The following is a 24874-nucleotide window of genomic DNA, read 5'->3' as shown; positions in this document are numbered from 1 at the left end:
GGTTGAGAGGAAAAAAAGGAATTTCATGGTGACGGTTTTTTGTCACTTGCCTTTTAGGGTGGTTCTTTTAGCAGGTGTGCAGGTGTTGGCTGAGCTTGATTTGATTCAGTTTTGTGCCACTGCTTACGGTATGCCGAGAGCCCTCCAGTCGCCGGCCTGGTGATTCATGACTCCGCTGCATTTGTGCACGTAACCGATGTGCCGACCTGGGTCGGACATGGAGAAGAGCACATGGCTAAGTTAATCGGTGTTGTCAGCAAGATCGTTGGGGAAGTCTTTGCCGTCGCGGGGGATGGCAGCCGCCGTGCCCTGACCGAAGGCGACCGCCTGTTCGCTGGCGAGCAACTGCAGACCGGTGCTGCTGGCGCGGTGGCGGTGCACTTGCAAAACGGCCATGAACTGACCCTTGGGCGCGACAGCAGCATGAGCCTGTCACCGCAATTGCTGGCAAGCCAGGCGCCCCAGGTCAACACGCCCGACAGCGTGACGCCCACCGAGGCGATGCTGACCGATGTCCAGCAGCTGCAAAAAGCTATTGCCGCCGGCGCCGACCCGACCCAAACCGGCGAAGCCACCGCTGCCGGCCCCACTGGTACCAACGCTTCTGGCGCCTTGGGTGGCGGGCATTCCTTTGTGCTGCTGACGGAGGTGGCTGGGCGGGTGGAACCGGTCATAGGCTTTCCGACGGCAGGCTTTGGTGGGATTCCCGAGTTTCCTCTGTTCCAGGTCGCGGGAGAGCCCGATACCGGCAACGACACCCCCGTGGTTGCGCCGCCACCGGTCCTGCCACCCGATAACCCGGTGACATTGAGCGGGTTGACGGTCGAAGGCGGTGAAGTGACCGTCAACGAGGCCAACCTGGCCTTGGGTTCAGCGAGCAATCCGGCGGCGCTGGTGCAAACCGGCACCTTCAGTGTCTCGGCACCCGATGGTTTGCAGAGCCTGACGGTGGGCGGGATCAGTGTCGTCAGCGGCGGCGTGGCCAGCGGCTTTCCGCAAAGCATCACCACCGGGCTGGGCAACACCTTGAGCATCACCGGGTATAACTCAGCCACAGGGGTGATCAGCTACAGCTATACCTTGACTGGCAATGAAGCCCATTCGGCGGGCGGTGGTACCAACAGCCTGGACGAACAGTTCAGCGTGGTCGCCACCGACAGCGATGGCGACTCGGCCACAGGTTCGCTGGATGTCACGGTTATCGATGACGTGCCCAGAGCTATCAACGACACCCCCGAAGGCAGTGCTTCGGAAAGCCAATTGATCCTCACTGGCAATGTGTTGGGCAACGACGTGCAAGGCGCCGACCGTGTCGCCAGCGGCCCGATCGTCGGCGGTACGTTTGCCGGGCAATACGGCACCCTGGTCCTGCAGGCTGACGGCAGCTACATCTACACGTTGAACACGTTCGACGCGGACTTTATTGCCCTGCATGGCGGCGGCAATGGCACGGAGACTTTCGCCTACACCCTGACCGACGCAGACGGCGATACCAGCACCGCCAACCTGGTGCTGCAAGTGCACAACAACGATGATCCAGTGGTGATTGGCGGTATCAACGTCAACGGTGCTGACCTGACCCTCTACGAAAAAAACCTGACCGATGGCAGCAGCCCTGACGCCACGGCACTGACCCGTACCGGCAGCCTGACAGTGTCGGCGGTGGATGGCCTGCAGAGTCTCAATGTGGGTGGCATCAACGTGGTCGCTGGCGGCGTAAGCGCAGGCTTCCCGCAATCGATCGTTACCGGGTTGGGCAACACCCTGACCATTACCGGCTATAACGCGGCCACTGGGGTCGTCACCTACAGCTACACCTTGACCGGCAATGAAGCGCACCCTAACGCGGACGGGACCAACAGCCTGGCCGAGAGCTTTAGCGTCGTAGCCACGGATACTAACGACAGTTCGGCCACGGGCGCGTTGCATATCAGCGTGGTTGATGATGTGCCACAGGCAGTTGATGACAGCAATCTCAATACATCATCTGAAAGTCTTCTGACGTTGAGCGGCACCGTGCTCGGCAACGATGTGCAAGGTGCTGATCGTGTCGCCACCGGTCCTGTTACAGCGGGAACTTTTGCCGGGACTTACGGCTCGCTGGTACTGGCCGCTGACGGTACTTACACCTACACACTGGATACCGCCGACACCGACTTCATCGCCCTGCACGGCGGCGGTAACGGCACCGAAACCTTTGCCTACACCCTGACCGATGCCGACGGCGACACCAGTACCGCCAACCTGGTCTTGCAAGTGCATAACAACAACGATCCGGTCGTGCTCACTGGCCTGGAAGTGAACGGCGGCGAACTCACCGTCTACGAAAAAAACCTGCCATTGGGCAGCGCTACAGACACTCCCGCCTTGACCCAAAGCGGCACCTTCACCGTCACTGCGTTGGACGGTTTGCAAACCTTGACCGTGGGCGGCATCAGCGTCGTTAGCGGCGGGGTGGCGGCTGGTTTTCCACAGTCGATCCCGACCGGCTATGGCAATACCCTGACCATCACCGGCTACAACGCGACCACGGGCGTGATCAGCTACAGCTACACCCTCAACGGTACCGACAGCCATCCGACCGGTGCTGGCGCTAACAGCATCAGCGAGTCCTTCGTCGTCACCGCTGCCGACTCTGATACCAACACCGCCACTGGTTCGCTGGACGTTAACATCGTCGATGATGTGCCCAAGGCGGTCGATGACAGCAACCTCAGCACTGCGTCTGAAAGCCTGCTAACCCTCAGCGGTACGGTGCTCGGCAACGATGTGCAAGGTGCTGATCGTGTCGCCACCGGTCCTGTTACAGCGGGAACTTTTGCCGGGACTTACGGCTCGCTGGTACTGGCCGCTGACGGTACCTACACCTACACACTGGATACCGCCGACACCGACTTCATCGCCCTGCACGGCGGCGGCAACGGCACGGAGACTTTCGCCTACACACTGACCGACGCCGACGGCGATACCAGCACCGCCAACCTCGTCTTGCAAGTGCATAACAACAACGATCCGGTCGTGCTCACTGGCTTGGAAGTAAATGGCGGAGAACTCACCGTCTACGAAAAAAACCTGCCATTGGGCAGCGCTACAGACACTCCCGCCTTGACCCAAAGCGGTACCTTCACCGTCACTGCGCTGGACGGTTTGCAAACCCTGACCGTGGGCGGCATCAGCGTCGTTAGCGGCGGGGTGGCGGCTGGTTTTCCACAGTCGATCCCGACCGGTTATGGCAACACTCTGACCATCACCGACTACAACGCGACCACGGGCGTAATCAGCTACAGCTACACCCTAAACGGCACCGACAGCCATCCGACCGGTGCTGGCGCTAACAGCATCAGCGAGTCCTTCGTCGTCACCGCTGCCGACTCTGATACCAACACCGCCACTGGTTCGCTGGACGTTAACATCGTCGATGATGTGCCCAAGGCGGTCGATGACAGCAACCTCAGCACTGCGTCTGAAAGCCTGCTAACCCTCAGCGGTACGGTGCTCGGCAACGATGTGCAAGGTGCTGATCGTGTCGCCACCGGTCCTGTTACAGCGGGGACTTTTGCCGGGACTTACGGCTCGCTGGTACTGGCCGCTGACGGTACCTACACCTACACACTGGATACCGCCGACACCGACTTCATCGCCCTGCACGGCGGCGGTAACGGCACCGAAACCTTTGCCTACACCCTGACCGATGCCGACGGCGACACCAGTACCGCCAACCTGGTCTTGCAAGTGCATAACAACAACGATCCCGTTGTGCTCACTGGCCTGGAAGTGAACGGCGGAGAACTCACCGTCTACGAAAAAAACCTGCCATTGGGCAGCGCTACAGACACTCCCGCCTTGACCCAAAGCGGTACCTTCACCGTCACTGCGCTGGACGGTTTGCAAACCCTGACCGTGGGCGGCATCAGCGTCGTTAGCGGCGGGGTGGCGGCTGGTTTTCCACAGTCGATCCCGACCGGTTATGGCAATACCTTGACCATCACCGGCTATAACGCGACCACGGGCGTAATCAGCTACAGCTACACCCTAAACGGCACCGACAGCCATCCGACCGGTGCTGGCGCTAACAGCATCAGCGAGTCCTTCGTCGTCACCGCTGCCGACTCTGATACCAACACCGCCACTGGTTCGTTGGACGTTACCATCGTCGATGACGTGCCCAAGGCGGTGGATGACAGCAATCTCAGCACTGCGTCTGAAAGCTTGCAAACCCTCAGCGGTACGGTGCTCGGCAACGATGTGCAAGGTGCTGATCGTGTCGCCACCGGTCCTGTTACAGCGGGGACTTTTGCCGGGACTTACGGCTCGCTGGTACTGGCCGCTGACGGTACCTACACCTACACACTGGATACCGCCGACACCGACTTCATCGCCCTGCACGGCGGCGGTAACGGCACCGAAACCTTTGCCTACACCCTGACCGATGCCGACGGCGACACCAGTACCGCCAACCTGGTCTTGCAAGTGCATAACAACAACGATCCCGTTGTGCTCACTGGCCTGGAAGTGAACGGCGGGGAACTCACCGTCTACGAAAAAAACCTGCCATTGGGCAGCGCTACAGACACTCCCGCCTTGACCCAAAGCGGCACCTTCACCGTCACCGCGTTGGACGGTTTGCAAACCTTGACCGTGGGCGGCATCAGCGTCGTTAGCGGCGGGGTGGCGGCTGGTTTTCCACAGTCGATCCCGACCGGCTATGGCAATACCCTGACCATCACCGGCTACAACGCGACCACGGGCGTGATCAGCTACAGCTACACCCTCAACGGTACCGACAGCCATCCGACCGGTGCTGGCGCTAACAGCATCAGTGAATCCTTTGTCGTCACCGCTGCCGACTCTGATACCAACACCGCCACTGGTTCGCTGGACGTTAACATCGTTGATGATGTGCCCAAGGCGGTGGATGACAGCAACCTCAGCACTGCGTCTGAAAGCTTGCAAACCCTCAGCGGTGCGGTGCTCGGCAACGATGTGCAAGGTGCTGATCGTGTCGCCACCGGTCCTGTTACAGCGGGGACTTTTGCCGGGACTTACGGCTCGCTGGTACTGGCCGCCGACGGTACTTATACCTACACACTGGATACCGCCGACACCGACTTCATCGCCCTGCACGGCGGCGGTAACGGCACCGAAACCTTTGCCTACACCCTGACCGACGCCGACGGCGACACCAGCACCGCCAACCTGGTCTTGCAGGTGCATAACAACAACGACCCCGTCATCATCACCGGCCTGGATGTCACCGGCGGCGAGTTGACGGTCTACGAAAAAAACCTCATTGACGGCACCAATCCCAATACTCCGGCGTTGACCCAAAGCGGTACGTTTACTGTCACCGCGCTCGATGGTTTGCAAACCCTGAATGTGGGAGGGATCAACGTCGTCAGTGGCGGCGTCGCGGCTACATTCCCACAGTCGATCCCGACCGGTTATGGCAACACCCTGACCATCACCGGCTATAACGCCATCACCGGCGTTGTCAGCTACAGCTACACCTTGCTCGACAATGAATCCCATCCCAATGCCAGTGGCGCCAACAGCATCACCGAACAGATCACAGTGACGGCCACCGACACTGATACCAACACCGCATCGGGTGTCATCGACGTCAATATCGTCGACGACCTGCCTATCGCTCACGCCGATACCGCCACCGTCATCGAGGGTGGCGTGGTGACCAGCAATGTGCTGTTGAACGATGTCGGTGGCGCCGATGGTATGGCCCTGACCGGCGCGGTAGTCGGCGTGCGAGCCGGCGGCGACATCACTACCTCGGCCATTGGCGGCCTGGGTACCAACATCATTGGCGCCTATGGTTACCTGACCCTGAATGCCGCCGGCAACGGCGTATACCACAGCTATCCGAACTCGGTCAGCCCGCTCGGTGCCACCGACACCTTCGTCTATACGGTGCGCGATGCCGATGGCGATGAAAGCACCACTACCATCACCATCAAGGTGACCGACAGCGGCCTGCAGGCAGTTCCCGACCACGATGTCACTGTTTATGAAAAGGCTCTGGACCTGAATCAGGACGGTCAGGACCTGGCGCCCGGCACGGTGATCGGCAGCGATCCGACGTCAACGGCTGAAACCGCCACTGGCACCTTGGTGGACTCGGTGACTGGCGGCGGCACCCCGCTGAGTTTCAGTTTGGTGGGCAGCGCCACGGGAAATTACGGGCAAATCCTGCTCAACCCAAACGGCACCTACACCTACACCCTGACCTCGGCACCGAAGACGTCGCCCGGCGCCAACGATGGGCCGAATGTGCTGACCGACACCTTCGCCTACAAGGCCACCGACGCCCAGGGCAATACCGTCACCAGCAACATCGTGGTGAGCATCGTCGATGACGTACCCAAGGTGGTGGCCAGCGAACGCTCGGTCACGGCCACCGAGGTGGATTCCAACCTGCTGCTGATCATCGACGTGTCCGGTAGCATGAATGATGCATCGGGCGCGGGCGGCACGCGTTTGAGCCTGGCCAAGGCGGCGATCAACGAGCTATTGACCAAATACGACGAGATGGGCGATGTGAAGGTGCAGATCGTCACCTTCAGCACCGGCTCTACGCAGTTGACCAGCCAGTGGGTGGATGTGGCGACCGCGAAGAGCATCGTCACCGGCCTCAGCGCCACCGGCGGTACCAACTACGACTCGGCCCTGGGCACTGCACAAACGGCCTTCACCTCTGGAGGCAAGCTGACAGGGGCGCAGAACCTGTCGTACTTCTTCTCCGACGGCAACCCCACGCTGTCCAATACCAACAACCCGAACAACCCTGGCGATCAGGTCAATCCGGAGTTTGGCGACGGTATCAACGCGAGCGAAGAGGTGCTGTGGAAAGCCTTCCTCGACGCCAACGGCATCAAGTCCTACGCCATTGGCCTGGGCGCTGGTGTCAACGGCATTTACCTGGACCCGGTGGCCTATGACGGCAGTACCCATACCAATACCAACTCGGTGGTGGTCACTAACCTCGCCGGCCTGGATGCGGTATTGGCCGGCACCGTGCAAGGGGCGCCGGTCACCGGCAGCCTGATGACCGCTGGCACCTTTGGCGCCGACGGCGGCTTTATCAAATCCCTCATGGTGGATGGCATCACCTACACCTACGACCCCGCAGGCCTGGGCAATCAGGGCTCAATGAGCGCCAACCTGCCAGGCGGTCATGGCACGTTCGACACCTTGAGCAACAGCATCACCATCACCACCAGCCAGGGCGGTACGTTGGTGGTGGACATGGACAGTGGCGAGTTCCGCTACACGCCGCCGAAGCTGTCGGGCACGGGCATCACTGAAAACTTCGGCGTGGTGGTGAGCGATAACGACGGCGACCTGGTCAACTCCAGCCTGGTGGTCAAGGTCAACCCGAATGCGGCGCCGGTTGCCGGCGATGACCATGTCATCACCAACATTTTCTCCAGCACCATTGTGGTGCCCGGCGAGTTGCTGCTGCTCAACGACAGTGACCCCAACTATGACCGGCTGACGGCCACGCCCACCAGCTTCACCACCGGTTGGGCGGCCAAGGGTGCCGACTTCACCGGCACGGGCAGCAAGGCATTTGCCGTCCACAACAATGTTCCCGCCAACCAGATTCTGCCTGATGTGCGGTCGTCATTCGCTGGCAATAGCGCGACACTCATCGCGACGCTGGCGATCAGCGGCTATCTGGGCAGCGTCACCACGGCCAACGCCAATGACGAAGACCGGATTACCGTCAGCCTCAAGCAGGGTGAAACCCTCAATCTGGACCACGATGTGGCGGGCGGTCGTATCACCATGGAGTACTCCCTTAATGGCGGTGGCTATATCCCCATCGCCGACGGAGGCACCATCACCGCAGCGGCCAATGGCGTCTATCAGATCCATATCACCAACATCATCAACACCAGCGGCAGCAACGTCGACGGTTCGCAGAATTACCTGTTGACCATGAAACTCAACTACGCCGGCGCCCAGGACTTCTCGCCGGACTTCCATGGTAACTACACGGTCAACGACAGCCACGGCGGCAGCGACAGCGGTGCCGTGAGCATCAGTTATCAGAACGGCAATACCCTCAACGGTACCGCCGGGGACGACATTCTGATGGCGGGCCCGGGGAACAATATCCTCAACGGCGGTGACGGCAATGATGTGCTGACCGCAGGCAGCGGCAATAACCAACTGCATGGTGGTAATGGCAACGACCTGCTGTTCAGCGGAGTGGGCAATGACCTGCTCGACGGCGGGGCAGGCATTGACACGGCCAGCTATGCCCACGCCACAGGTGGTGTGACCGTGGACCTTGGTCTGCTGGTGGCGCAAAACACTGTTGGCGCCGGGACCGATACCCTTATGGCGGTGGAAAACCTCATCGGTTCCAATTTCAACGACACCCTGATCGGCAACAGCAGTAACAACCTGCTCTCTGGCGGGCTGGGCAACGACACCCTCAGCGGTGGCGGTGGCGATGACATCCTGATTGGCGGGCCGGGCAACAACACGCTGACCGGCGGCACTGGGGCTGACACCTTTCAGTACACCATCGGCAACACTGGGCATGACGTCATCACGGACTTCGTGGTGGGTATCGACAAGCTGGATCTGTCGCAATTGTTGCAAGGGGAAAACGCGACGACGGCTTCGCTGGATGACTACCTGCACTTCAAGGTCGTGGGGGGCATGACCACCCTCGATATAAGTGCTGTGGCGGGTGCGCCACCAAGCCAGACCATCGACCTGGCCGGGGTCAACCTGGCGACCCATTACGGTGTGACGCCGGGGGCGGGCGGGGTGATTGCGGGCGGGGCGGATACGGCGACTATTATCAATGGGATGTTGAATGATCATTCGTTGAAGGTGGATACGGTCTAGCGACAGCTGCAAGCCTCAAGCGGCAAGATCCCAACTTGCCGCTTGTGGCTTATAGCTTGCAGCTATATCAACCGCACTTTGCGTGATATGGCCCGCCAGCGTTTGCCGGTATGATGGGCGCCCCCGCAGTCTGGATTGCGAATACGTCATGACCTTGCAGTACCCAACTATCGCCGATTGCGTCGGCAACACCCCGCTGGTCCGCTTGCAGCGTCTGCCGGGCGTCACCAGCAATACCCTGTTGCTCAAGCTTGAGGGTAATAACCCGGCGGGTTCGGTCAAGGACCGTCCGGCGTTGTCGATGATTACCCGCGCCGAGTTACGTGGGCAGATCACGCCCGGTGATACCCTGATCGAAGCCACCTCCGGTAACACCGGGATTGCCCTGGCCATGGCCGCGGCGATCAAGGGTTACAAGATGATCCTGATCATGCCCGACAACTCCAGCGCCGAGCGCAAGGCAGCGATGACTGCCTATGGTGCCGAGTTGATTCTGGTGACTCAGGAAGAAGGCATGGAAGGCGCGCGCGATCTTGCCGAACGCATGGCGGCCGAAGGCCGTGGCCAGGTGCTGGACCAGTTCGCCAACGGTGATAATCCTGAAGCGCACTACACCAGCACGGGTCCGGAAATCTGGCGCCAGACCCAGGGCAGCATCACTCACTTCGTCAGCTCGATGGGCACCACCGGTACCATCATGGGCACCTCGCGCTACCTCAAGGAGCAGAATCCCGAGATCCAGATCGTTGGCCTGCAACCGATGGAAGGCGCGGCGATCCCGGGGATTCGTCGCTGGCCCGAAGAGTACCTGCCGAAGATCTACAACGCCGACCGTGTTGACCGCATCATCGACATGGCCCAGCGCGAAGCCGAAGACACCACCCGTCGTCTGGCCCGTGAAGAAGGCATCTTCTGCGGCGTGTCCTCCGGCGGTGCCGTGGCCGGGATGTTGCGCTTGTCCCAGGAACTTGAAAACGCGGTGATCGTCGCCATCATCTGTGACCGAGGCGACCGTTACCTGTCGACCGGCATTTTCGACGTGCCTAACTGATGGCCAAGCACGAGAGAGGCCTGCGCTTCCAGCCGACGGGCGGCAGCCGGGCCCCACAAATTCCAGTGGGCAAAAAGCAACGCCTGACCATCGAGCGCCTGGCCAATGACGGCCGTGGCATCGTGTTCTTTGAAGGTCGTACCTGGTTTGTGACCGGTGCCTTGGCCGGCGAAGAAGTCGAGGCGCGGGTCTTGGGTGCCCACGGCAAAGTGGTCGAGGCCCGCACCGAGCGGGTATTCACCGCCAGCGAACTGCGTCGGCCAGCCCCTTGTGTACACGCCGGCCGTTGCGGCGGTTGCAGCCTGCAACATTTGCCCCACAACGAACAGCTTGCCCTGAAACAGCGCATGCTCGCCGAGCAACTGTCCCGTGTGGCCGGTGTCGAACCACTGGAGTGGGCCGCCCCCTTGAGCGGGCCGGAATTCGCCTACCGACGTCGTGCGCGGGTGGCTGTGCGCTGGGACGTCAAGGCCAAAAAACTTGAAGTGGGTTTCCGCGCCGCCGCCAGCCAGGACATCGTCGGTATCGACGATTGCCCGGTACTGGTACAGGCCTTGCAACCGATCATGCAACGCTTGCCGAACATGCTTCGGCGTTTGAGCAAGCCGCAGGCTCTTGGGCATGTTGAGCTGTTCAGTGGCTCGTCCATCGCGGTGTTGTTGCGGCACATGGCGCCGCTGTCGGATGCCGACCTGGTGGTACTGAAAGAGTTTTGCACGTTCCATGAAGCGCAACTGTGGCTGCATGGCGAAGGTGAGCCACAACCGTTCGATCCCGATCAAACCCTGGGCTATCGCCTGGATCGATGGGATCTGGAACTGGCTTACCGGCCGGGGGACTTTATCCAGGTCAACGCCGGGGTTAACGAGGCGATGGTCGCCCAGGCCCTGGATTGGCTGGCGCCAAAGCCCGATGAACGGGTGCTGGATCTGTTTTGCGGCCTGGGTAACTTCGCCTTGCCCCTGGCCCGTGAGGTACGGGAAGTGGTGGCGGTGGAGGGCGTGCAGGCTATGGTTGAGCGCGCTGCTGCCAATGCTGTGAGCAACAATTTGCATAATGTGCGGTTTTTTCAGGCCGATTTGTCCCAGCCCTTGGCTAACGCAGAATGGGCCAATGCAGGCTTTTCTGCGGTACTCTTGGACCCACCCCGCGATGGTGCCCTGGAGGTTGTGCGCAAGCTCGCCGCTCTTGGGGCCGATCGCCTGGTGTATGTGTCCTGCAATCCAGCCACGCTGGCGCGGGACACGGTCGAGTTGGTCAAGCAAGGCTACCGGCTAAAACGTGCCGGGATCCTCGATATGTTTCCGCAAACGGCACATGTCGAGGCGATGGCGTTATTTGAAGCGAGCTAGGATGCTCGCTTAGTCCGACTGGCCTGCGTTCTCCAGGGCCGTGACCTGCCAGGGAGCATGCGTTACAAAGGTCAGCGATTTTGACGCGCTGAAGGCGCGTCGTAGGGAAGGTAAGCAAGATGGTACAGGTGAGAGCACACCAGCCGATCAACACCGACGGCAGTATCAATCTCGAGGCATGGCTGGATCATGCCGTCAGTGTCGACCCGGCACTGGACCGTGAAGCCTTGAAAGCAGCCTGCGAGTTCGCTCGTGAGTCTGAACAGCAAGACAATGCGGCCAAGAATTTGTGGTCCGAAGGTACGTCAAGTTTTCGTACCGGGCTTGAAATCGCCGAGATCCTCGCCGACCTCAAGCTCGATCAAGACTCGCTGATCGCTGCGGTGCTCTATCGCGGCGTACGCGAAGGGCATATTCAGTTGCCGCTGGTCAGCCAGCGTTTTGGCGCCGTCGTGGCCAAGCTGATCGACGGCGTGCTGCGCATGGCCGCCATCAGCGCCAGCCTGAGCCCGCGCCAGTCCATGGTGCTGGGCACCCAGGGCCAGGTGGAAAACCTGCGCAAGATGCTGGTGGCGATGGTCGACGACGTGCGTGTCGCCCTGATCAAGCTGGCCGAACGTACCTGCGCGATTCGGGCGGTGAAAACCGCCGATGACGAAAAACGCAACCGCGTCGCCCGGGAAGTCTTCGACATCTACGCGCCCCTGGCTCACCGCCTGGGCATCGGCCATATCAAATGGGAGCTGGAGGACTTGTCCTTCCGCTACCTGGAACCCGATCAATACAAACAGATTGCCACGCTGCTCCATGAGCGGCGGCTCGACCGTGAGCGCTTCATCTCCGATGTGATGGGCCAGTTGCGCACGGAATTGCAGGCCACTGGGGTCGAAGCCGACATCAGCGGTCGGGCCAAGCACATCTATTCCATCTGGCGCAAAATGCAGCGCAAGGGTCTGGAGTTCAGCCAGATCTATGACGTGCGTGCCGTGCGGGTGCTGGTGCCTGAAATGCGCGATTGCTACACCGCGCTGGGAATCGTCCACACCCTGTGGCGACACATCCCCAAGGAATTCGACGACTACATCGCCAACCCCAAGGAAAACGGCTACCGCTCGTTACATACGGCGGTAATCGGCCCCGAGGGCAAGGTGTTGGAAGTGCAGATTCGTACCCATGCCATGCACGAAGAGGCAGAGCTGGGTGTGTGTGCTCACTGGCGCTACAAGGGCACCGACGTCAAGGCGGGGTCCAACCAGTACGAAGAGAAAATCTCCTGGCTGCGCCAAGTGCTGGAATGGCACGAAGAGCTGGGGGACATCGGCGGCCTGGTCGAACAGTTGCGGGTGGATATTGAGCCTGACCGGGTCTACATCTTCACTCCCGACGGCCACGCCATCGACCTGCCCAAAGGCTCCACACCCTTGGACTTCGCCTACCGCGTGCACACCGAGATCGGCCACAACTGCCGTGGCGCGAAGATCAACGGACGCATCGTGCCGCTCAACTACAGCCTGCAGACCGGTGAACAGGTCGAGATCATCACCAGCAAGCACGGCACGCCGAGCCGCGACTGGCTGAACCCGAACCTGGGCTACATCACCACGTCCAGGGCGCGGGCGAAGATTGTCCACTGGTTCAAGTTGCAGGCGCGCGACCAGAACGTCGCCGCTGGCAAAACCTTGCTGGAACGGGAACTCGGGCGCCTGGGCCTGCCCCAGGTGGACTTCGACAAGCTGGCCGAAAAGGCCAACATGAAGCTCGCCGAAGACATGTTCGCCGCCCTCGGCGCCGGCGATTTGCGCTTGGCGCAACTGGTCAACCTGGCCCAGCAACTGGTGGAGCCGGAACGTGGCAACGAACAGCTGGAACTGATCCCGCGCAAGGCCACCGGCTACAAGCCAGGCAAGCGCGGCGACATTCAGATCCAGGGTGTCGGCAACTTGCTGACGCAAATGGCCGGCTGCTGCCAGCCGTTGCCGGGTGATGCCATCGTCGGTTACATCACCCAGGGCCGCGGGGTGAGCATTCACCGTCAGGATTGCGCCTCGGTGTTGCAACTGGGCGGACGCGAGCCAGAACGGATCATTCAGGTCAGTTGGGGCCCGGTGCCGGTGTTGACCTACCCGGTGGACATCATCATTCGCGCCTACGACCGCTCCGGCCTGCTGAGGGACGTGTCGCAAGTGCTGCTTAATGAGCGGATCAACGTGCTGGCGGTCAACACGCGCTCGAACAAGGAGGACAACACGGCGTTGATGTCCCTCACCATCGAGATTCCGGGGATGGACGCGTTGGGGCGGTTGCTGGGGCGAATCTCCCAGTTGCCGAACATTATTGAGACCCGGCGCAACCGGACGCCATGAGCGGACAGAGATTGATCGATGTATTCACTTGAAGACCTGCTGCACCTGATGAGCCGTCTGCGCGACCCGCAGTACGGTTGCCCGTGGGACATCAAGCAAACCTACGCCACCATCGTCCCTCACACCCTTGAAGAAGCTTACGAAGTCGCCGACGCCATTGAGCGCGGCGACTTTGATCACTTGCAAGGTGAGCTGGGCGATCTGTTGTTCCAGGTGGTGTATTACAGCCAGTTGGCACGGGAAGAAGGGCGCTTCGAATTTGCCGGGGTGATCGACAGCATCACCCGCAAGCTGATTCGTCGTCACCCGCACGTGTTCCCGACGGGTGATCTGTATGCGCCGCTGGATATCCCGCAACTGAGCGAAGAGCAGGTCAAGCAGCGCTGGGAAGAGATCAAGGCCGAGGAGCGCGCAGAAAAATCTGACGCCCCGGAGCAGTTATCCCTGCTCGACGACGTGCCAACAACCTTGCCGGCGTTGTCCCGCGCGGCCAAATTGCAGAAGCGCGCCGGGCAGGTCGGTTTCGACTGGCCTGAGGCGTTGCCGGTGGTGGATAAGGTCCGCGAAGAGCTGGATGAAGTGCTGGAAGCCATGGCCGATAACGACTCAGCGGCCATTAGCGACGAGGTCGGTGACCTGCTGTTCACGGTGGTCAACCTGGCGCGGCACCTCAAGGTCGACCCGGAAACCGCCCTGCGGCTTGCCAACGCCAAATTCGAAAGGCGCTTCCGATTTATCGAACAGGCATTGCGCGACACCCGTCGTCCCATGGAAGATTGCACCCTCGAAGAGTTGGACGCCCTATGGGGCGAAGCCAAACGCCAGGAAAAGAACGTGTCCAGCTGCGGTTGAGCAGTTGCCTAAGTGAGTAAGCACCATGAGCATTTCCCTTCGCGACCAGTTGCTCAAAGCAGGGCTGGTCAACCAAAAGCAGGCCAAGCAGGTCGGCAAAGACAAGCAGAAGCAGCAACGTCTGGTTCATAAAGGCCAGGCCGAGGCGGACGACACTCAGGTGCGTCTGGCCCAGGAAGCACAGGCCGAGAAGGTCAAGCGCGACCAGGAACTCAACCGCCAGCAGCAGGAAAAGGTCGAGGCCAAGGCCCGTACGGCTCAGGTCAAGCAATTGATCGAAACCTCGCGTTTACCCAAGCTGACCACCGAGGACTACTACAACTTCGTCGATGACAAGAAGGTCAAGCGCCTGTCGGTCAACACCTTGATGCGCAACAAGCTGAGCAACGGCTCACTGGCAATTGTCCACCATGGCGGCGGTTACGAAGTGATCCCTCGCGAGGCGGCGCTGAAGATCCAGGAGCGGGCTGCGGAGCGTATCGTTCAGCTCAACATCCTCACCGAGACCCAGGTGCCGGATGAGGATGATCCATACGCCGCCTACCAGATCCCTGATGATCTGATGTGGTAAGGCTGTAAAAACAACACTGTGGCGAGGGGGCCTGGCCCCCGTTGGGCTGCGCAGCAGCCCCAATAAGGCCCGAAAACAACAAACCCCGCTTAATGGCGGGGTTTGTGTTTGCGGGTACTGCGGCTGCGTGGGCCGGGGTGCCCGCCGGATTTCAGAGTTTCAGGCGCTTTGCGGCTGGTGTCTCATCTCCAGAGTTTCGAGCTCGCTTTTATAGTTATGGGCGTCGGTCTCGGAGTGAAACATTCCCACCAGCAAGTCTTGCTGATGGACATCCCAGATACGTATGCCGTTGGCTACACCTTCGTGGGACATATGTGCATCGTCGCGTTCAGTTACTTTTACAGTCATATGCTTGCTCCAATCTCTGGTTGGTCTGCGGCAAGTCGTCGCAGGCCTTTGTTATATATTTTGTTAGCTTGCTAAGTAAATAACCAGGATTTGCAACAAACCTTTACAGAAATAGGAACAGTCGCCCAGGCCCCGAAAACCGCGACATTGCGTCGCAGGTGGCTGAGTTTTATGACAAAAGTTTCATGTTGCAGTCAGGTCGCCGAGTTGCCGATATCCTGCAGACGAAAAAAAGCCCCGCATTTCGCGAGGCTCTTTTAATCGATCGTGGATCAGCTGCCTTTCACAGCCTTGCCGTTGACCGTACCTTCCAACAACATGATGTTGTATTCCTTGCCGTCGGTTTCAACCTGTTGCAGGCGAACCAGCAGGTAGTCCCAGCTCTTGGCAAACCACATCACGGTGGTGCGTTTGCTTTGAGTCGGGTCACGCACGCGCTCGACCTTGATGGCGTCGATCTGGCCGGCCTTGGTCTCGACTTTCTCTTCACCCAGTACACGGAAGTCATAGGTCTCGACTTCGCCGTCATCGACCACTTGGTAACTCATGGTCTTCTTGCCAGCGGCGACGTCATGTTGCAGAGCCAACTGGTAAGTGGATTTGTCGACCATGCCACGGTTCAGCGGGATCTTCACCGCGTCGCCGCGGTCAGTGCCGGTGACCATCTTGGTGGTCCAGTCGAAATCCAGGTCGGCTTTCTTGGCTTTGCCCAGGCCACCACGTTCGAAGTGGTAGGACTGTGGCAGCAAGGTGTCCTTGTCCAGGGTCAAGGTGCTTTCTTCGGTCAGGCTGGCGATCATCATCGAGGCTTTGAAGCTCAGCTTCCAGGCGCCGTTGGCAGTTTTCTCCAGGCTTCGCGAAGCGGTGCCGCTCATGGGCAACTGCTTCCAGTCGGCGGTGTAGCTGGCGGAGAACGGCTGAAGGTCTGCCGCCTGCGCCAAAGGCAGGGTGAGCAGCGCAAAAGCAAAGAGCAGGGCGCGACGCATAAAATCTCCTAGGTTCGAATCAAGTGGCCGCTGGCCGCAAGTAACTGGCCGTCCAATAATGCACCCTGTTCACCAAGAATCAACCGCCCCTCAGCGAACCAGCGAACAGCCAGCGGGTAAATCTTGTGTTCCTGGGTGTGAACCCGTTGCGCAAGTGACTGCGCAGAGTCCGCAGACTCTACCGGAACCACTGCCTGTACGACCAGAGGCCCGCCATCGAGTTCCTCGGTGACGAAGTGCACGCTGCAACCATGCTCCGTATCGCCGGCTTCGAGGGCGCGCTGGTGGGTATGCAGGCCTTTGTACTTGGGCAGCAGTGAAGGGTGGATATTGAGCAGGCGCCCCTGGTAGTGCCGCACGAAACCAGCGCTGAGAATGCGCATGAAGCCGGCCAGTACCACAAGCTTGGGGTTGAAGGTGTCGATCAGTTCGATCAGGGCCGCATCGAAGGCCTCGCGGCCCTCGAAAGCCTTGTGATCCAGGGCGCGGGTGTCGATCCCTGCGTCCCTGGCACGTTGCAGGCCGTAGGCGTCGCTGCGGTTGGAAATCACCGCAGCGATGCGCGCCGGGCTGTCGCCCGTGCGCGTGCTATCGATCAGAGCCTGCAAGTTACTGCCGGTGCCGGAGAGCAGCACCACGACGTTACAGGTTGCTGACATCAGTGCGCCTTGAGGTTCTTCAGTTCCACCTGGGCTGCGCCTTCGGCAGCCGTGGCGATCTGGCCGATGACCCATGGCTGCTCGCCGGCTTCACGCAGGACGTTCAGAGCGGTTTCAACGTGCTCTTGAGCTACGCAGATGACCATGCCGACGCCGCAGTTCAGCACGCGGTGCATTTCGGTTTCGTTGACGTTGCCTTTCTCTTGCAGCCAGTCAAATACTGCCGGACGTTGCCAGCTGGCCACGTCGACAATGGCCTGGGCGCCTTTAGGCAGTACGCGCGGGATGTTGTCCAGCAGGCCGCCACCGGTGATGTGGGCCATGGCCTTGACGGCGCCAGTGTCCTTGATCAGCTTGAGCAACGGCTTGACGTAGATGCGGGTCGGGGCCATCAGCAGGTCGGTCAGTGGTTTGCCGTCGAGCTGGATGTTTTCGATGTCGGCACCGGACACTTCGATGATCTTGCGGATCAGCGAGTAGCCGTTGGAGTGCGGGCCGGACGATGGCAGGGCCAGCAGGGCGTCACCGGCGGCAACCTTGGAGCCGTCGATGATCTCGGCTTTTTCCACGACGCCGACGCAGAAGCCAGCCAGGTCATAGTCTTCGCCTTCGTACATGCCCGGCATTTCAGCGGTTTCACCGCCTACCAGGGAGCAACCGGACAGTTCACAGCCCGCGCCGATGCCGGTCACGACCTGGGTCGCGGTCTCGACATTGAGCTTGCCGGTGGCGTAGTAGTCGAGGAAGAACAACGGTTCGGCACCGCAGACCACCAGGTCGTTGACGCACATGGCCACCAGGTCGATGCCGATGGTGTCGTGCTTGTTCAGGTTCAGCGCCAGGCGCAGCTTGGTGCCGACGCCGTCGGTGCCGGAGACCAGAACAGGCTGCTTGTAACCGGCCGGGATTTCGCAGAGGGCGCCAAAACCGCCCAGGCCACCCATGACTTCAGGGCGCGCAGTGCGCTTGGCGACGCTCTTGATGCGTTCGACCAATGCTTCACCGGCGTCGATGTCTACACCGGCGTCCTTGTAGCTCAGGGAGGGTTGCTTGCTCATGATCCAGGCCTTTAGGGGGGATTCAGGGGTAACGACCGAATGCGGCGGGAATGCTGAAACGGATGGTTTCAGAATGCCTTGCCATGGACGGTCTGCGAAGGCGCGCGATTTTATCAGGCTTGAGGGGCAGCGGCCATCCTCGGGCCGACGGGCAGGGGCATATGGGGTTAAAAAAACGCTAATCGATGCGGCTTCTGACCGTATATAAGGTATAGCCTTTAACCGGCTATCGTTATGACGGTACAAAAACTTACCAGGATCTTGTGAATGTTTTGCTGGTCGCTGTGGTCACAGCCTTGCTTAACAGTGCTCACGCGGTCTATTCCAGCCGCTTTTTTGTCGTTCGGGAATCTTCCATGCGTTTGTGTAAATTCTTTTTTGTAGGCTGTTTGTCATTGGTCAGCCTGGCGAGTCATGCCGAAACCCTCAATGGCCTCTATCAAGTACTCGAACCTGTCAGCAGCCAGACGCCGGATGAGCGCGCCCAGGCGACCCAGCGTGCCTTGGAAACCCTGGTGATTCGCTTGACCGGCGACGCCAAGGCAGCCAAAGGCCCCGGCCTGGCGGCAATCCGCAAGGACCCGCAACAAATCATCAGCCAGTACGGCTACGACGCCGGCCCGCCTGAAAGCCTGCAGGTAGATTTCGACCCGGTCAGCACCGATCGCGCCTTGCGCGAAGCAGGCCTGGCGCTGTGGGGCAGCAATCGGCCATCGATCCTTGGTTGGTGGCTGAGTGATTCCACCGAAGGCAGCAGCCTGGTCGGTGACGGCCAGGCCGCTGCACAGCCATTGCGTCGCGCGGCCCAGCATCGAGGTTTGCCGTTGCGCCTGCCGTTGGGCGATCTCGATGAGCAGATCGTCGCCACCGCACCTAATCTTGAAAGCGCTGACCCAGCGCCACTGCGCTCGGCGTCGGAACGTTACGGTGCCGATGCCATGCTGGCGGTGCATGCCCGTGAAGAGGGCGGGCAATGGCAAGCCAAATGGCGTTTGTGGCTGGGCGATAAAGCCGAGCAGGGCACCGTCCAAGGCGCAGATACCGCGGCCCTGGCCGACGCGGTGCTGTTGGCCGTGAGTGAGCGCCTGGCGCCGCGCTTTGCAGTCAAGGCGGGGGCAACCAGCGAGCAACTGCTTGAGGTGCAGGGCATGACCCTGGAGCGCTACGCTGCCTTGGGGCACTTGCTGGAGCCGTTTGGCGCGCAACTGCAACGGGTTGATGGCGGTCGTATCATCTATCGGGTCAATGGCAGCGCCGACCAGTTGCGCACCCAGTTGAGTCTGGCAAAGTTGCAGGAGGTGCCGGCCGGTGAGGTGCCTGCACCTGCGCCCGTCCAGCAGCCGACGGCCGAAGGTGCGCAACCGGCGCCCGCGCCGCAGGTCGAGCCGACGCCGCAACTGCGTTTTCGTTGGTAACTGTTCTTCCTTATATAGAAGCAACTAACAGATGGAGTGGTTTATGGCGGATTCGCGTCGTTGGGTGTGGCTTGGCGGGATCGTCGTGCTGTGCGTTTTTGTATTCTTGCTGCATTCGATATTGACGCCGTTCCTGGTTGCGCTGCTGCTGGCCTATCTGTTCGATCCCTTAGTGGATCGCCTGGAAAAGGTTGGGTTGTCGCGCACCTGGGGTGTGGTGGCGGTGTTTGCGCTGTTCACCCTGATTGTCATGGCGCTGCTGCTGGTGCTGGTACCGATGTTGGCCAAGCAATTGTTTCGCCTCTATGAGTTGGCGCCGCAAATGCTCGATTGGCTGCAACACACTGCCATGCCTTGGGCTCAGGCCAAGCTTGGCCTGGCCGATGGCTTCTGGAAATTCGACAAGGTCAAGGCCGCCATCAGTGAGCACATGGGGCAGACCACCGATATTGTCGGGATTGTCCTCAGTCAGGCGACGGCTTCCAGCCTGGCGCTGATTGGCTGGTTGACCAATCTGGTGTTGATCCCGGTGGTGGCGTTCTACCTGCTGCGGGACTGGGACCTGATGATGGCGAAGATCCGCAGCCTGTTGCCGCGTAGCCGTGAGGAGCGCATCGTCTCCCTGGCAGGAGAGTGCCATGAAGTGCTCGGCGCGTTCGTTCGTGGTCAGCTGCTGGTGATGTTGGCCTTGGGGATTATCTATGCGGCGGGGCTGATGGCAATCGGTCTGGAACTGGGCCTGTTGATCGGCCTGATTGCTGGCCTCGCGGCGATTGTGCCGTACATGGGGTTTGTCATTGGCATTGGTGCGGCGCTGGTGGCCGGGCTGTTCCAGTTTGGCGGTGACTTCTACCCGATGCTGGGGATTGTCGCGGTATTCATGGTGGGCCAGGCGCTGGAAGGCATGGTGCTGACGCCATTGCTGGTGGGGGATCGGATCGGTCTACACCCGGTGGCGGTGATCTTTGCGATCCTGGCGGGCGGTGAACTGTTTGGCTTTACCGGCATCCTGCTGGCATTGCCAGTGGCGGCAGTGATCATGGTACTGGTGCGCCATGTGCACGACCTGTACAAGGATTCAGATGTCTACACCGGTGTCGACGAGCCCAATCTATAAGGTCGAGGTTCAGCGCTCCCTCACAAACCCGGCTCAGTGCCGGGTTTGTCGTAGTTGCTCCCCAGGCCAGTGGCCGTGGCGTCAAATAATCTCTACGAAATCCAGCACGTTAACGCAAACCTTTGATTTTGCTTGTGGTCTGCTGCATTGTGCACCCGGCGTCACGGGTATAAACTTTGCACACTTTTCACAGAGGCCACTAACGGTCCGATTGGAACCGTTCAGTCAGCATGAAACCGATTCAGCTGCCCCTAGGTGTGCGTCTGCGTGACGACGCTACCTTTATCAATTACTACCCAGGCGCCAATGCCGCTGCACTCGGCTATGTCGAGCGGCTTTGCGAAGCCGACGCCGGGTGGACCGAAAGCCTGATTTACCTCTGGGGCAAGGACGGCGTGGGGCGTACCCACTTGTTGCAGGCCGCTTGCCTGCGTTTTGAGCAGATGGGCGAACCGGCGGTGTACCTGCCTTTGGCCGAGTTACTGGATCGGGGCACCGAAATCCTCGACAACCTTGAACAATACGAACTGGTTTGCCTGGATGACCTGCAAGCAGTTGCGGGGCGGGCGGATTGGGAAGAGGCGCTGTTTCATCTGTTCAACCGCTTGCGTGACAGCGGGCGGCGCTTGCTGATTGCTGCGTCCACCTCGCCTCGGGAGTTGCCGGTGAAGCTGGCGGATCTCAAGTCTCGCCTGACCCTGGCACTGATTTTCCAGATGCGCCCACTGTCTGATGAAGACAAGCTGCGCGCCCTGCAATTGCGTGCGTCCCGTCGGGGCCTGCACCTTACCGATGAAGTCGGGCACTTTATCCTCACCCGTGGCACCCGCAGCATGAGTGCGCTGTTCGAATTGCTCGAACGCCTCGATCAAGCCTCTTTGCAGGCCCAGCGCAAGCTGACTATTCCTTTCCTGAAAGAAACCCTCGGCTGGTAGCCAGCCCTTTAAAATAGGGGCTCTTGGCATTTTGCAGGCGCCAGAAATTCTGCGTTTTAGCCTGTTTGGCCACGCAAAAGGGTCTTGTAGGGGTTTAAGGGCTTAGATGTCATGGCCCAAACAAGAAGTCACATGGATCACGATTGAATTTGCAAATCGATATGATAGAAGGCATAGTCTCGGCTTCTTTACACATCCAGCCACGGTCGTGCCCATGCTAAATCGCTTCGCACCCCTCGTGCCTCTCGCACTTGTTACCCTGTTGTTTGGTTGCGCCACCCACCCTCAACAGGTGGCTGAGCAGCAAAAGCCTCAACAACACAATCAACAAAAATTTGTCGCTGCGCAGTCTTCCACTGCTTACCAGGAAGCTGTCTATTCAGAAGAAGTAGCGACAGAAAAAGAACTGGCTGAGTTTTCCGACAGCAAGCCTTATCAGCTTCCAGTTCTGGCCGACAGCATCCTCGAGCGCGGTCTGTCCCTGGTCGGCACCCGTTACCGTTTCGGCGGTACCTCTGAAGCCGGTTTCGATTGCAGCGGTTTCATCGGTTACCTGTTTCGCGAAGAGGCCGGCATGAAGCTGCCGCGTTCCACTCGTGAAATGATCAACGTTGATGCACCGTTGGTCGCTCGCAACAACCTCAAGCCTGGTGATCTGCTTTTCTTTAGTACCAATGGTCGTGGTCGCGTCAGTCACGCCGGTATTTACCTGGGCGATGACCAATTTATCCACTCCAGCAGCCGTCGTAGCGGTGGCGTTCGGGTCGATAAGTTGGGCGATAGTTACTGGAGCAAGACCTTTATCGAAGCCAAGCGCGCCCTGGCCATGGCCCCGACTACCGTTACCTCCCGCAAGTAAAGTTAAAGTGATACTTGAAGTTTGACGTGTAAGCGCTAGAATCCTTGGATATTGTTGTGAGCTGATCGCGCGAGCTTTGCTTGCGCGGTCTGGTTTTCAGCCTTCGGTAACGAAAGCCGCATCCAGATCAGGATCGTTCTGCCCATGTCGACCTCGGCCCGCCTAATTCTTGTCATTTGCGCCGCGCTGCTCAGCGCCTGCGCAAGTCGTCCACCTCCCGTGGCCGTCAAGCCCAAGCCGGTGTTCAACTATTCCACCCAAACCTTTTCTCCGGCTGCCGAAGACGTACTTTTTCGTGCGTTGGGCCTGGTCGGCACGCCTTATCGCTGGGGCGGCAATACGCCGGACTCGGGGTTTGATTGCAGCGGCCTGATTGGTTTTGTCTACCGTGACGCTGCCGGTATCTCCTTGCCACGCACCACCCGCGAACTGATCGTGATGCGTGCCCAGGATGTGAGTGAAGATGCCCTGCAAACCGGCGACCTACTCTTTTTTGCCACCAATGGCGGCTCGCAGGTCAGCCACGCGGGAATCTATGTGGGCGAAGGGCGCTTTGTGCATGCCCCGCAAACGGGCGGTACGGTGAAGCTGGACACGCTATCCAAGGCGTATTGGCAGAATGCGTACCTGAGCGCCAAGCGCGTATTGCCGCCGGAGCATCTGGCGCGTAATCCCTAAGAAGCAGCTACAAGCTTCAAGCTATGAGCTGCAAGAAGGCGCCTAACGGCCACTTGCAGCTTGAGGCTTGTTAGCAGGTTATTTAGTTGCTGACACCCGCCACACTTTATTCCCCACATCATCGGCCACCAGCAAATCCCCCAGCTGATCGATCACCACGCCCACTGGCCGGCCCATGGCTTTTTCATCGCTGTTGAGGAACCCGGTCAGCACATCCACCGGTTGCCCTTTTGGCTTGCCCGCTTCAAACGGCACAAAGATCACTTTGTAACCACTGTGAGGCTTGCGATTCCACGAGCCATGCTGGCCGATAAACGCGCCGTTACTGAACGGTGCTGGCAACTTGCTGCCCTCGGCGAAGGTCAGACCCAGTGATGCAGTGTGCGGGCCGACCGCATAGTCCGGCGCAATGGCCTTGGCCACCAGGTCCGGGTCTTGTGGAGTCACGCGCACATCGACGTGCTGGCCGTAGTAGCTGAACGGCCAGCCATAGAAGCCGCCATCCTTGACCGAGGTGATGTAGTCCGGCACCAGGTCGCTACCGATTTCATCCCGCTCGTTGACCGCCGTCCACAGTTTGCCGCTTTGCGGCTCCCAGGCCATGCCGTTGGGGTTGCGCAGGCCAGAGGCGAAGATGCGGTGCTGGCCGGTGGCGCGGTCTACTTCCCAAATCGCCGCCCGACCTTGCTCCGCTTCCAGGCCGTTTTCCGCGACGTTGCTGTTGGAGCCGACGCTGACGTACAGCTTGTTGCCATCCTTGCTGGCCACCACGTTTTTGGTCCAGTGATGGTTCAGAGGGCCGCCCGGCAGGTCGACGACCTTGGTGCCAGCCTCCTTGATGGAGGTTTCGCCTGACTGATAAGGGAAGCGCAACAGCTTGTCCGAGTCAGCGACGTACAGGTCGTTGCCCACCAGGGTCATGCCGAACGGCGAGTTGAGGTTTTCCAGGAACACCGTGCGGGTTTCAGCGACGCCATCGTGGTCGGCGTCCCGCAGCAGGGTGATGCGGTTCGGGCTCGGCACGCCAGCGCCGGCTCGGCCCATGACCTTGCCCATCACCCAGCCGCGAATGCCCTTGGAATCGTCCGGCTTGGGCGGTGCGTTGGTTTCCGCCACCAGCACATCACCATTGGGCAGTACGTACAGCCAGCGCGGGTGATCCAGGCCTTCGGCGAACGCTGCCACCTGGGTGCCGGCCGCCGCAGTGGGCTTGACGCCGTTCGGCCAACCAATCGCCGGGGCGATATTCACGGTGGGGATCAGGGTTTTGTTCGGCTCCGGCAGCTTGGGCGAGGGCCCGGTGCCGTCGGACACTTGCAAGGTGGAACTATCACCGCAAGCGGCCAGGGTGCCAGCGACCATGATGAGTAAGGCGAGTCGGGTCTTATGCATGTTTTTCTCCTCAATACCTGTAGTCATAGAGGCACGACGCGCTGCGATGGTTCAAGTGCGCCGCCAGCTTTAATTGACGCTCCACCCCCAACCCACTAACCTTCGCCGCTTGTTTCAGGTGCTCTGTGGCGTGTGCGTCAACAGAGTGAAACAGGGAAGCCGGTGAGTGAGCGCACTTGTACACAGTGAAGCCACGATCCCGGCGCTGCCCCCGCAACGGTAAATGAGTCAAGACGGTGCTTTCGCCACTGTATCGCCCCGCGATATGGGAAGGCGCACCCTCGGCGCGCAACGCCACTCATGAGCCCGGAGACCGGCCTGATTCATCCAACAGCATCACGGTGGGCGATGCTTGGCTGTT

General features: G+C 60.1%; 16 protein-coding genes and 1 riboswitch. Of the genes, 11 read left to right on the top strand and 5 right to left on the bottom strand.

The annotated features are described in order from the left end of the window. Window positions 1–231: 231 nt before the first annotated feature. The 6 genes from ACZRJ6_RS01170 (at window position 232) to ACZRJ6_RS01145 (ending at window position 15066) form a co-directional block, all read left to right on the top strand. A complete protein-coding gene (locus tag ACZRJ6_RS01170) occupies window positions 232–8877 on the top strand; it encodes a retention module-containing protein (protein ID WP_463993527.1) in 8646 nt (2881 codons plus the stop codon). A gap of 148 nt (window positions 8878–9025) precedes the next feature. Then, entirely contained in the window at window positions 9026–9928 is a 903-nt protein-coding gene (cysM, locus tag ACZRJ6_RS01165; RefSeq protein ID WP_133101798.1) for a cysteine synthase CysM, read from the top strand. Next, on the top strand, window positions 9928–11280 hold the full coding sequence (gene rlmD / locus ACZRJ6_RS01160) for a 23S rRNA (uracil(1939)-C(5))-methyltransferase RlmD (protein WP_463969812.1): 1353 nt from the start codon (window positions 9928–9930) through the stop codon (window positions 11278–11280). Before cysM ends, rlmD begins: the two co-directional genes overlap by 1 nt. Window positions 11281–11399: 119 nt before the next feature. Further along, the gene (relA, locus tag ACZRJ6_RS01155; protein ID WP_463969813.1) at window positions 11400–13643 is read left to right on the top strand and encodes a GTP diphosphokinase; all 2244 of its coding nucleotides are present in this window, start codon (window positions 11400–11402) and stop codon (window positions 13641–13643) included. An 18-nt stretch (window positions 13644–13661) separates the two neighbouring features. Then, the gene (gene mazG / locus ACZRJ6_RS01150; protein WP_463969814.1) at window positions 13662–14495 is read left to right on the top strand and encodes a nucleoside triphosphate pyrophosphohydrolase; all 834 of its coding nucleotides are present in this window, start codon (window positions 13662–13664) and stop codon (window positions 14493–14495) included. 25 nt (window positions 14496–14520) lie between these two features. After that, window positions 14521–15066 carry a DUF2058 domain-containing protein gene (locus ACZRJ6_RS01145; protein ID WP_149412132.1) on the top strand — a complete coding sequence of 182 codons (546 nt, stop codon included), beginning with the start codon at window positions 14521–14523 and terminating at the stop codon, window positions 15064–15066. A 159-nt stretch (window positions 15067–15225) separates the two neighbouring features. Here the strand turns inward: ACZRJ6_RS01145 and ACZRJ6_RS01140 are convergent, their stop codons facing one another. The 4 genes from ACZRJ6_RS01140 to purM form a co-directional block, all read right to left on the bottom strand. Next, on the bottom strand, window positions 15226–15414 hold the full coding sequence (locus ACZRJ6_RS01140; RefSeq protein ID WP_463969815.1) for a hypothetical protein: 189 nt from the start codon (window positions 15412–15414) through the stop codon (window positions 15226–15228). A gap of 272 nt (window positions 15415–15686) precedes the next feature. Then, window positions 15687–16400, bottom strand: coding sequence for a DUF3108 domain-containing protein (locus tag ACZRJ6_RS01135; protein ID WP_133101792.1), 714 nt, complete (start codon window positions 16398–16400; stop codon window positions 15687–15689). Between the two features lie 8 nt (window positions 16401–16408). After that, window positions 16409–17059 carry a phosphoribosylglycinamide formyltransferase gene (gene purN, locus ACZRJ6_RS01130; RefSeq protein ID WP_463969816.1) on the bottom strand — a complete coding sequence of 217 codons (651 nt, stop codon included), beginning with the start codon at window positions 17057–17059 and terminating at the stop codon, window positions 16409–16411. Next, window positions 17059–18117 (bottom strand): phosphoribosylformylglycinamidine cyclo-ligase, encoded by a 1059-nt coding sequence (gene purM / locus ACZRJ6_RS01125; protein WP_463969817.1) that lies wholly within the window; start codon window positions 18115–18117, stop codon window positions 17059–17061. Before purM ends, purN begins: the two co-directional genes overlap by 1 nt. 356 nt (window positions 18118–18473) lie before the next feature. On the opposite strand from purM, the gene ACZRJ6_RS01120 reads away from it, so the two are divergent. The 5 genes from ACZRJ6_RS01120 (at window position 18474) to ACZRJ6_RS01100 (ending at window position 23121) form a co-directional block, all read left to right on the top strand. Beyond that, a complete protein-coding gene (locus ACZRJ6_RS01120) occupies window positions 18474–19532 on the top strand; it encodes a DUF2066 domain-containing protein (protein ID WP_463969818.1) in 1059 nt (352 codons plus the stop codon). A gap of 43 nt (window positions 19533–19575) precedes the next feature. Continuing rightward, window positions 19576–20649 carry an AI-2E family transporter gene (locus tag ACZRJ6_RS01115; protein ID WP_463969819.1) on the top strand — a complete coding sequence of 358 codons (1074 nt, stop codon included), beginning with the start codon at window positions 19576–19578 and terminating at the stop codon, window positions 20647–20649. A gap of 230 nt (window positions 20650–20879) precedes the next feature. After that, the gene (gene hda / locus ACZRJ6_RS01110) at window positions 20880–21584 is read left to right on the top strand and encodes a DnaA regulatory inactivator Hda (protein WP_463969820.1); all 705 of its coding nucleotides are present in this window, start codon (window positions 20880–20882) and stop codon (window positions 21582–21584) included. 214 nt (window positions 21585–21798) lie between these two features. Beyond that, window positions 21799–22443, top strand: a complete 645-nt coding sequence (locus ACZRJ6_RS01105; RefSeq protein ID WP_463969821.1) for a C40 family peptidase — start codon at window positions 21799–21801, stop codon at window positions 22441–22443. Window positions 22444–22587: 144 nt separating this feature from the next. Then, window positions 22588–23121 (top strand): C40 family peptidase, encoded by a 534-nt coding sequence (locus tag ACZRJ6_RS01100; RefSeq protein ID WP_463969822.1) that lies wholly within the window; start codon window positions 22588–22590, stop codon window positions 23119–23121. A 78-nt stretch (window positions 23122–23199) separates the two neighbouring features. Here the strand turns inward: ACZRJ6_RS01100 and ACZRJ6_RS01095 are convergent, their stop codons facing one another. Further along, a complete protein-coding gene (locus ACZRJ6_RS01095) occupies window positions 23200–24513 on the bottom strand; it encodes a PQQ-dependent sugar dehydrogenase (RefSeq protein ID WP_463969823.1) in 1314 nt (437 codons plus the stop codon). A gap of 99 nt (window positions 24514–24612) precedes the next feature. Beyond that, window positions 24613–24849, top strand: a riboswitch (cobalamin riboswitch). Window positions 24850–24874 lie beyond the last annotated feature (25 nt).

It is taken from the genome of Pseudomonas sp. C321 (genome assembly GCF_055407105.1).
This window is presented reverse-complemented; position numbering and strand designations above follow the sequence as displayed.

What these genes read in the sequence shown, in the direction of transcription:
- ACZRJ6_RS01115 (WP_463969819.1), top strand. Translation starts at nt 19,576, where the DNA reads ATGGCGGATTCGCGTCGTTGGGTGTGGCTTGGCGGGATCGTCGTGCTG.
- ACZRJ6_RS01135 (WP_133101792.1), bottom strand. Translation starts at nt 16,400, where the DNA reads ATGCGTCGCGCCCTGCTCTTTGCTTTTGCGCTGCTCACCCTGCCTTTG.
- ACZRJ6_RS01100 (WP_463969822.1), top strand. Translation starts at nt 22,588, where the DNA reads ATGTCGACCTCGGCCCGCCTAATTCTTGTCATTTGCGCCGCGCTGCTC.
- purM (WP_463969817.1), bottom strand. Translation starts at nt 18,117, where the DNA reads ATGAGCAAGCAACCCTCCCTGAGCTACAAGGACGCCGGTGTAGACATC.
- ACZRJ6_RS01120 (WP_463969818.1), top strand. Translation starts at nt 18,474, where the DNA reads ATGCGTTTGTGTAAATTCTTTTTTGTAGGCTGTTTGTCATTGGTCAGC.
- ACZRJ6_RS01170 (WP_463993527.1), top strand. Translation starts at nt 232, where the DNA reads ATGGCTAAGTTAATCGGTGTTGTCAGCAAGATCGTTGGGGAAGTCTTT.
- mazG (WP_463969814.1), top strand. Translation starts at nt 13,662, where the DNA reads ATGTATTCACTTGAAGACCTGCTGCACCTGATGAGCCGTCTGCGCGAC.
- purN (WP_463969816.1), bottom strand. Translation starts at nt 17,059, where the DNA reads ATGTCAGCAACCTGTAACGTCGTGGTGCTGCTCTCCGGCACCGGCAGT.
- ACZRJ6_RS01095 (WP_463969823.1), bottom strand. Translation starts at nt 24,513, where the DNA reads ATGCATAAGACCCGACTCGCCTTACTCATCATGGTCGCTGGCACCCTG.
- ACZRJ6_RS01140 (WP_463969815.1), bottom strand. Translation starts at nt 15,414, where the DNA reads ATGACTGTAAAAGTAACTGAACGCGACGATGCACATATGTCCCACGAA.
- rlmD (WP_463969812.1), top strand. Translation starts at nt 9,928, where the DNA reads ATGGCCAAGCACGAGAGAGGCCTGCGCTTCCAGCCGACGGGCGGCAGC.
- relA (WP_463969813.1), top strand. Translation starts at nt 11,400, where the DNA reads ATGGTACAGGTGAGAGCACACCAGCCGATCAACACCGACGGCAGTATC.
- cysM (WP_133101798.1), top strand. Translation starts at nt 9,026, where the DNA reads ATGACCTTGCAGTACCCAACTATCGCCGATTGCGTCGGCAACACCCCG.
- ACZRJ6_RS01145 (WP_149412132.1), top strand. Translation starts at nt 14,521, where the DNA reads ATGAGCATTTCCCTTCGCGACCAGTTGCTCAAAGCAGGGCTGGTCAAC.
- hda (WP_463969820.1), top strand. Translation starts at nt 20,880, where the DNA reads ATGAAACCGATTCAGCTGCCCCTAGGTGTGCGTCTGCGTGACGACGCT.
- ACZRJ6_RS01105 (WP_463969821.1), top strand. Translation starts at nt 21,799, where the DNA reads ATGCTAAATCGCTTCGCACCCCTCGTGCCTCTCGCACTTGTTACCCTG.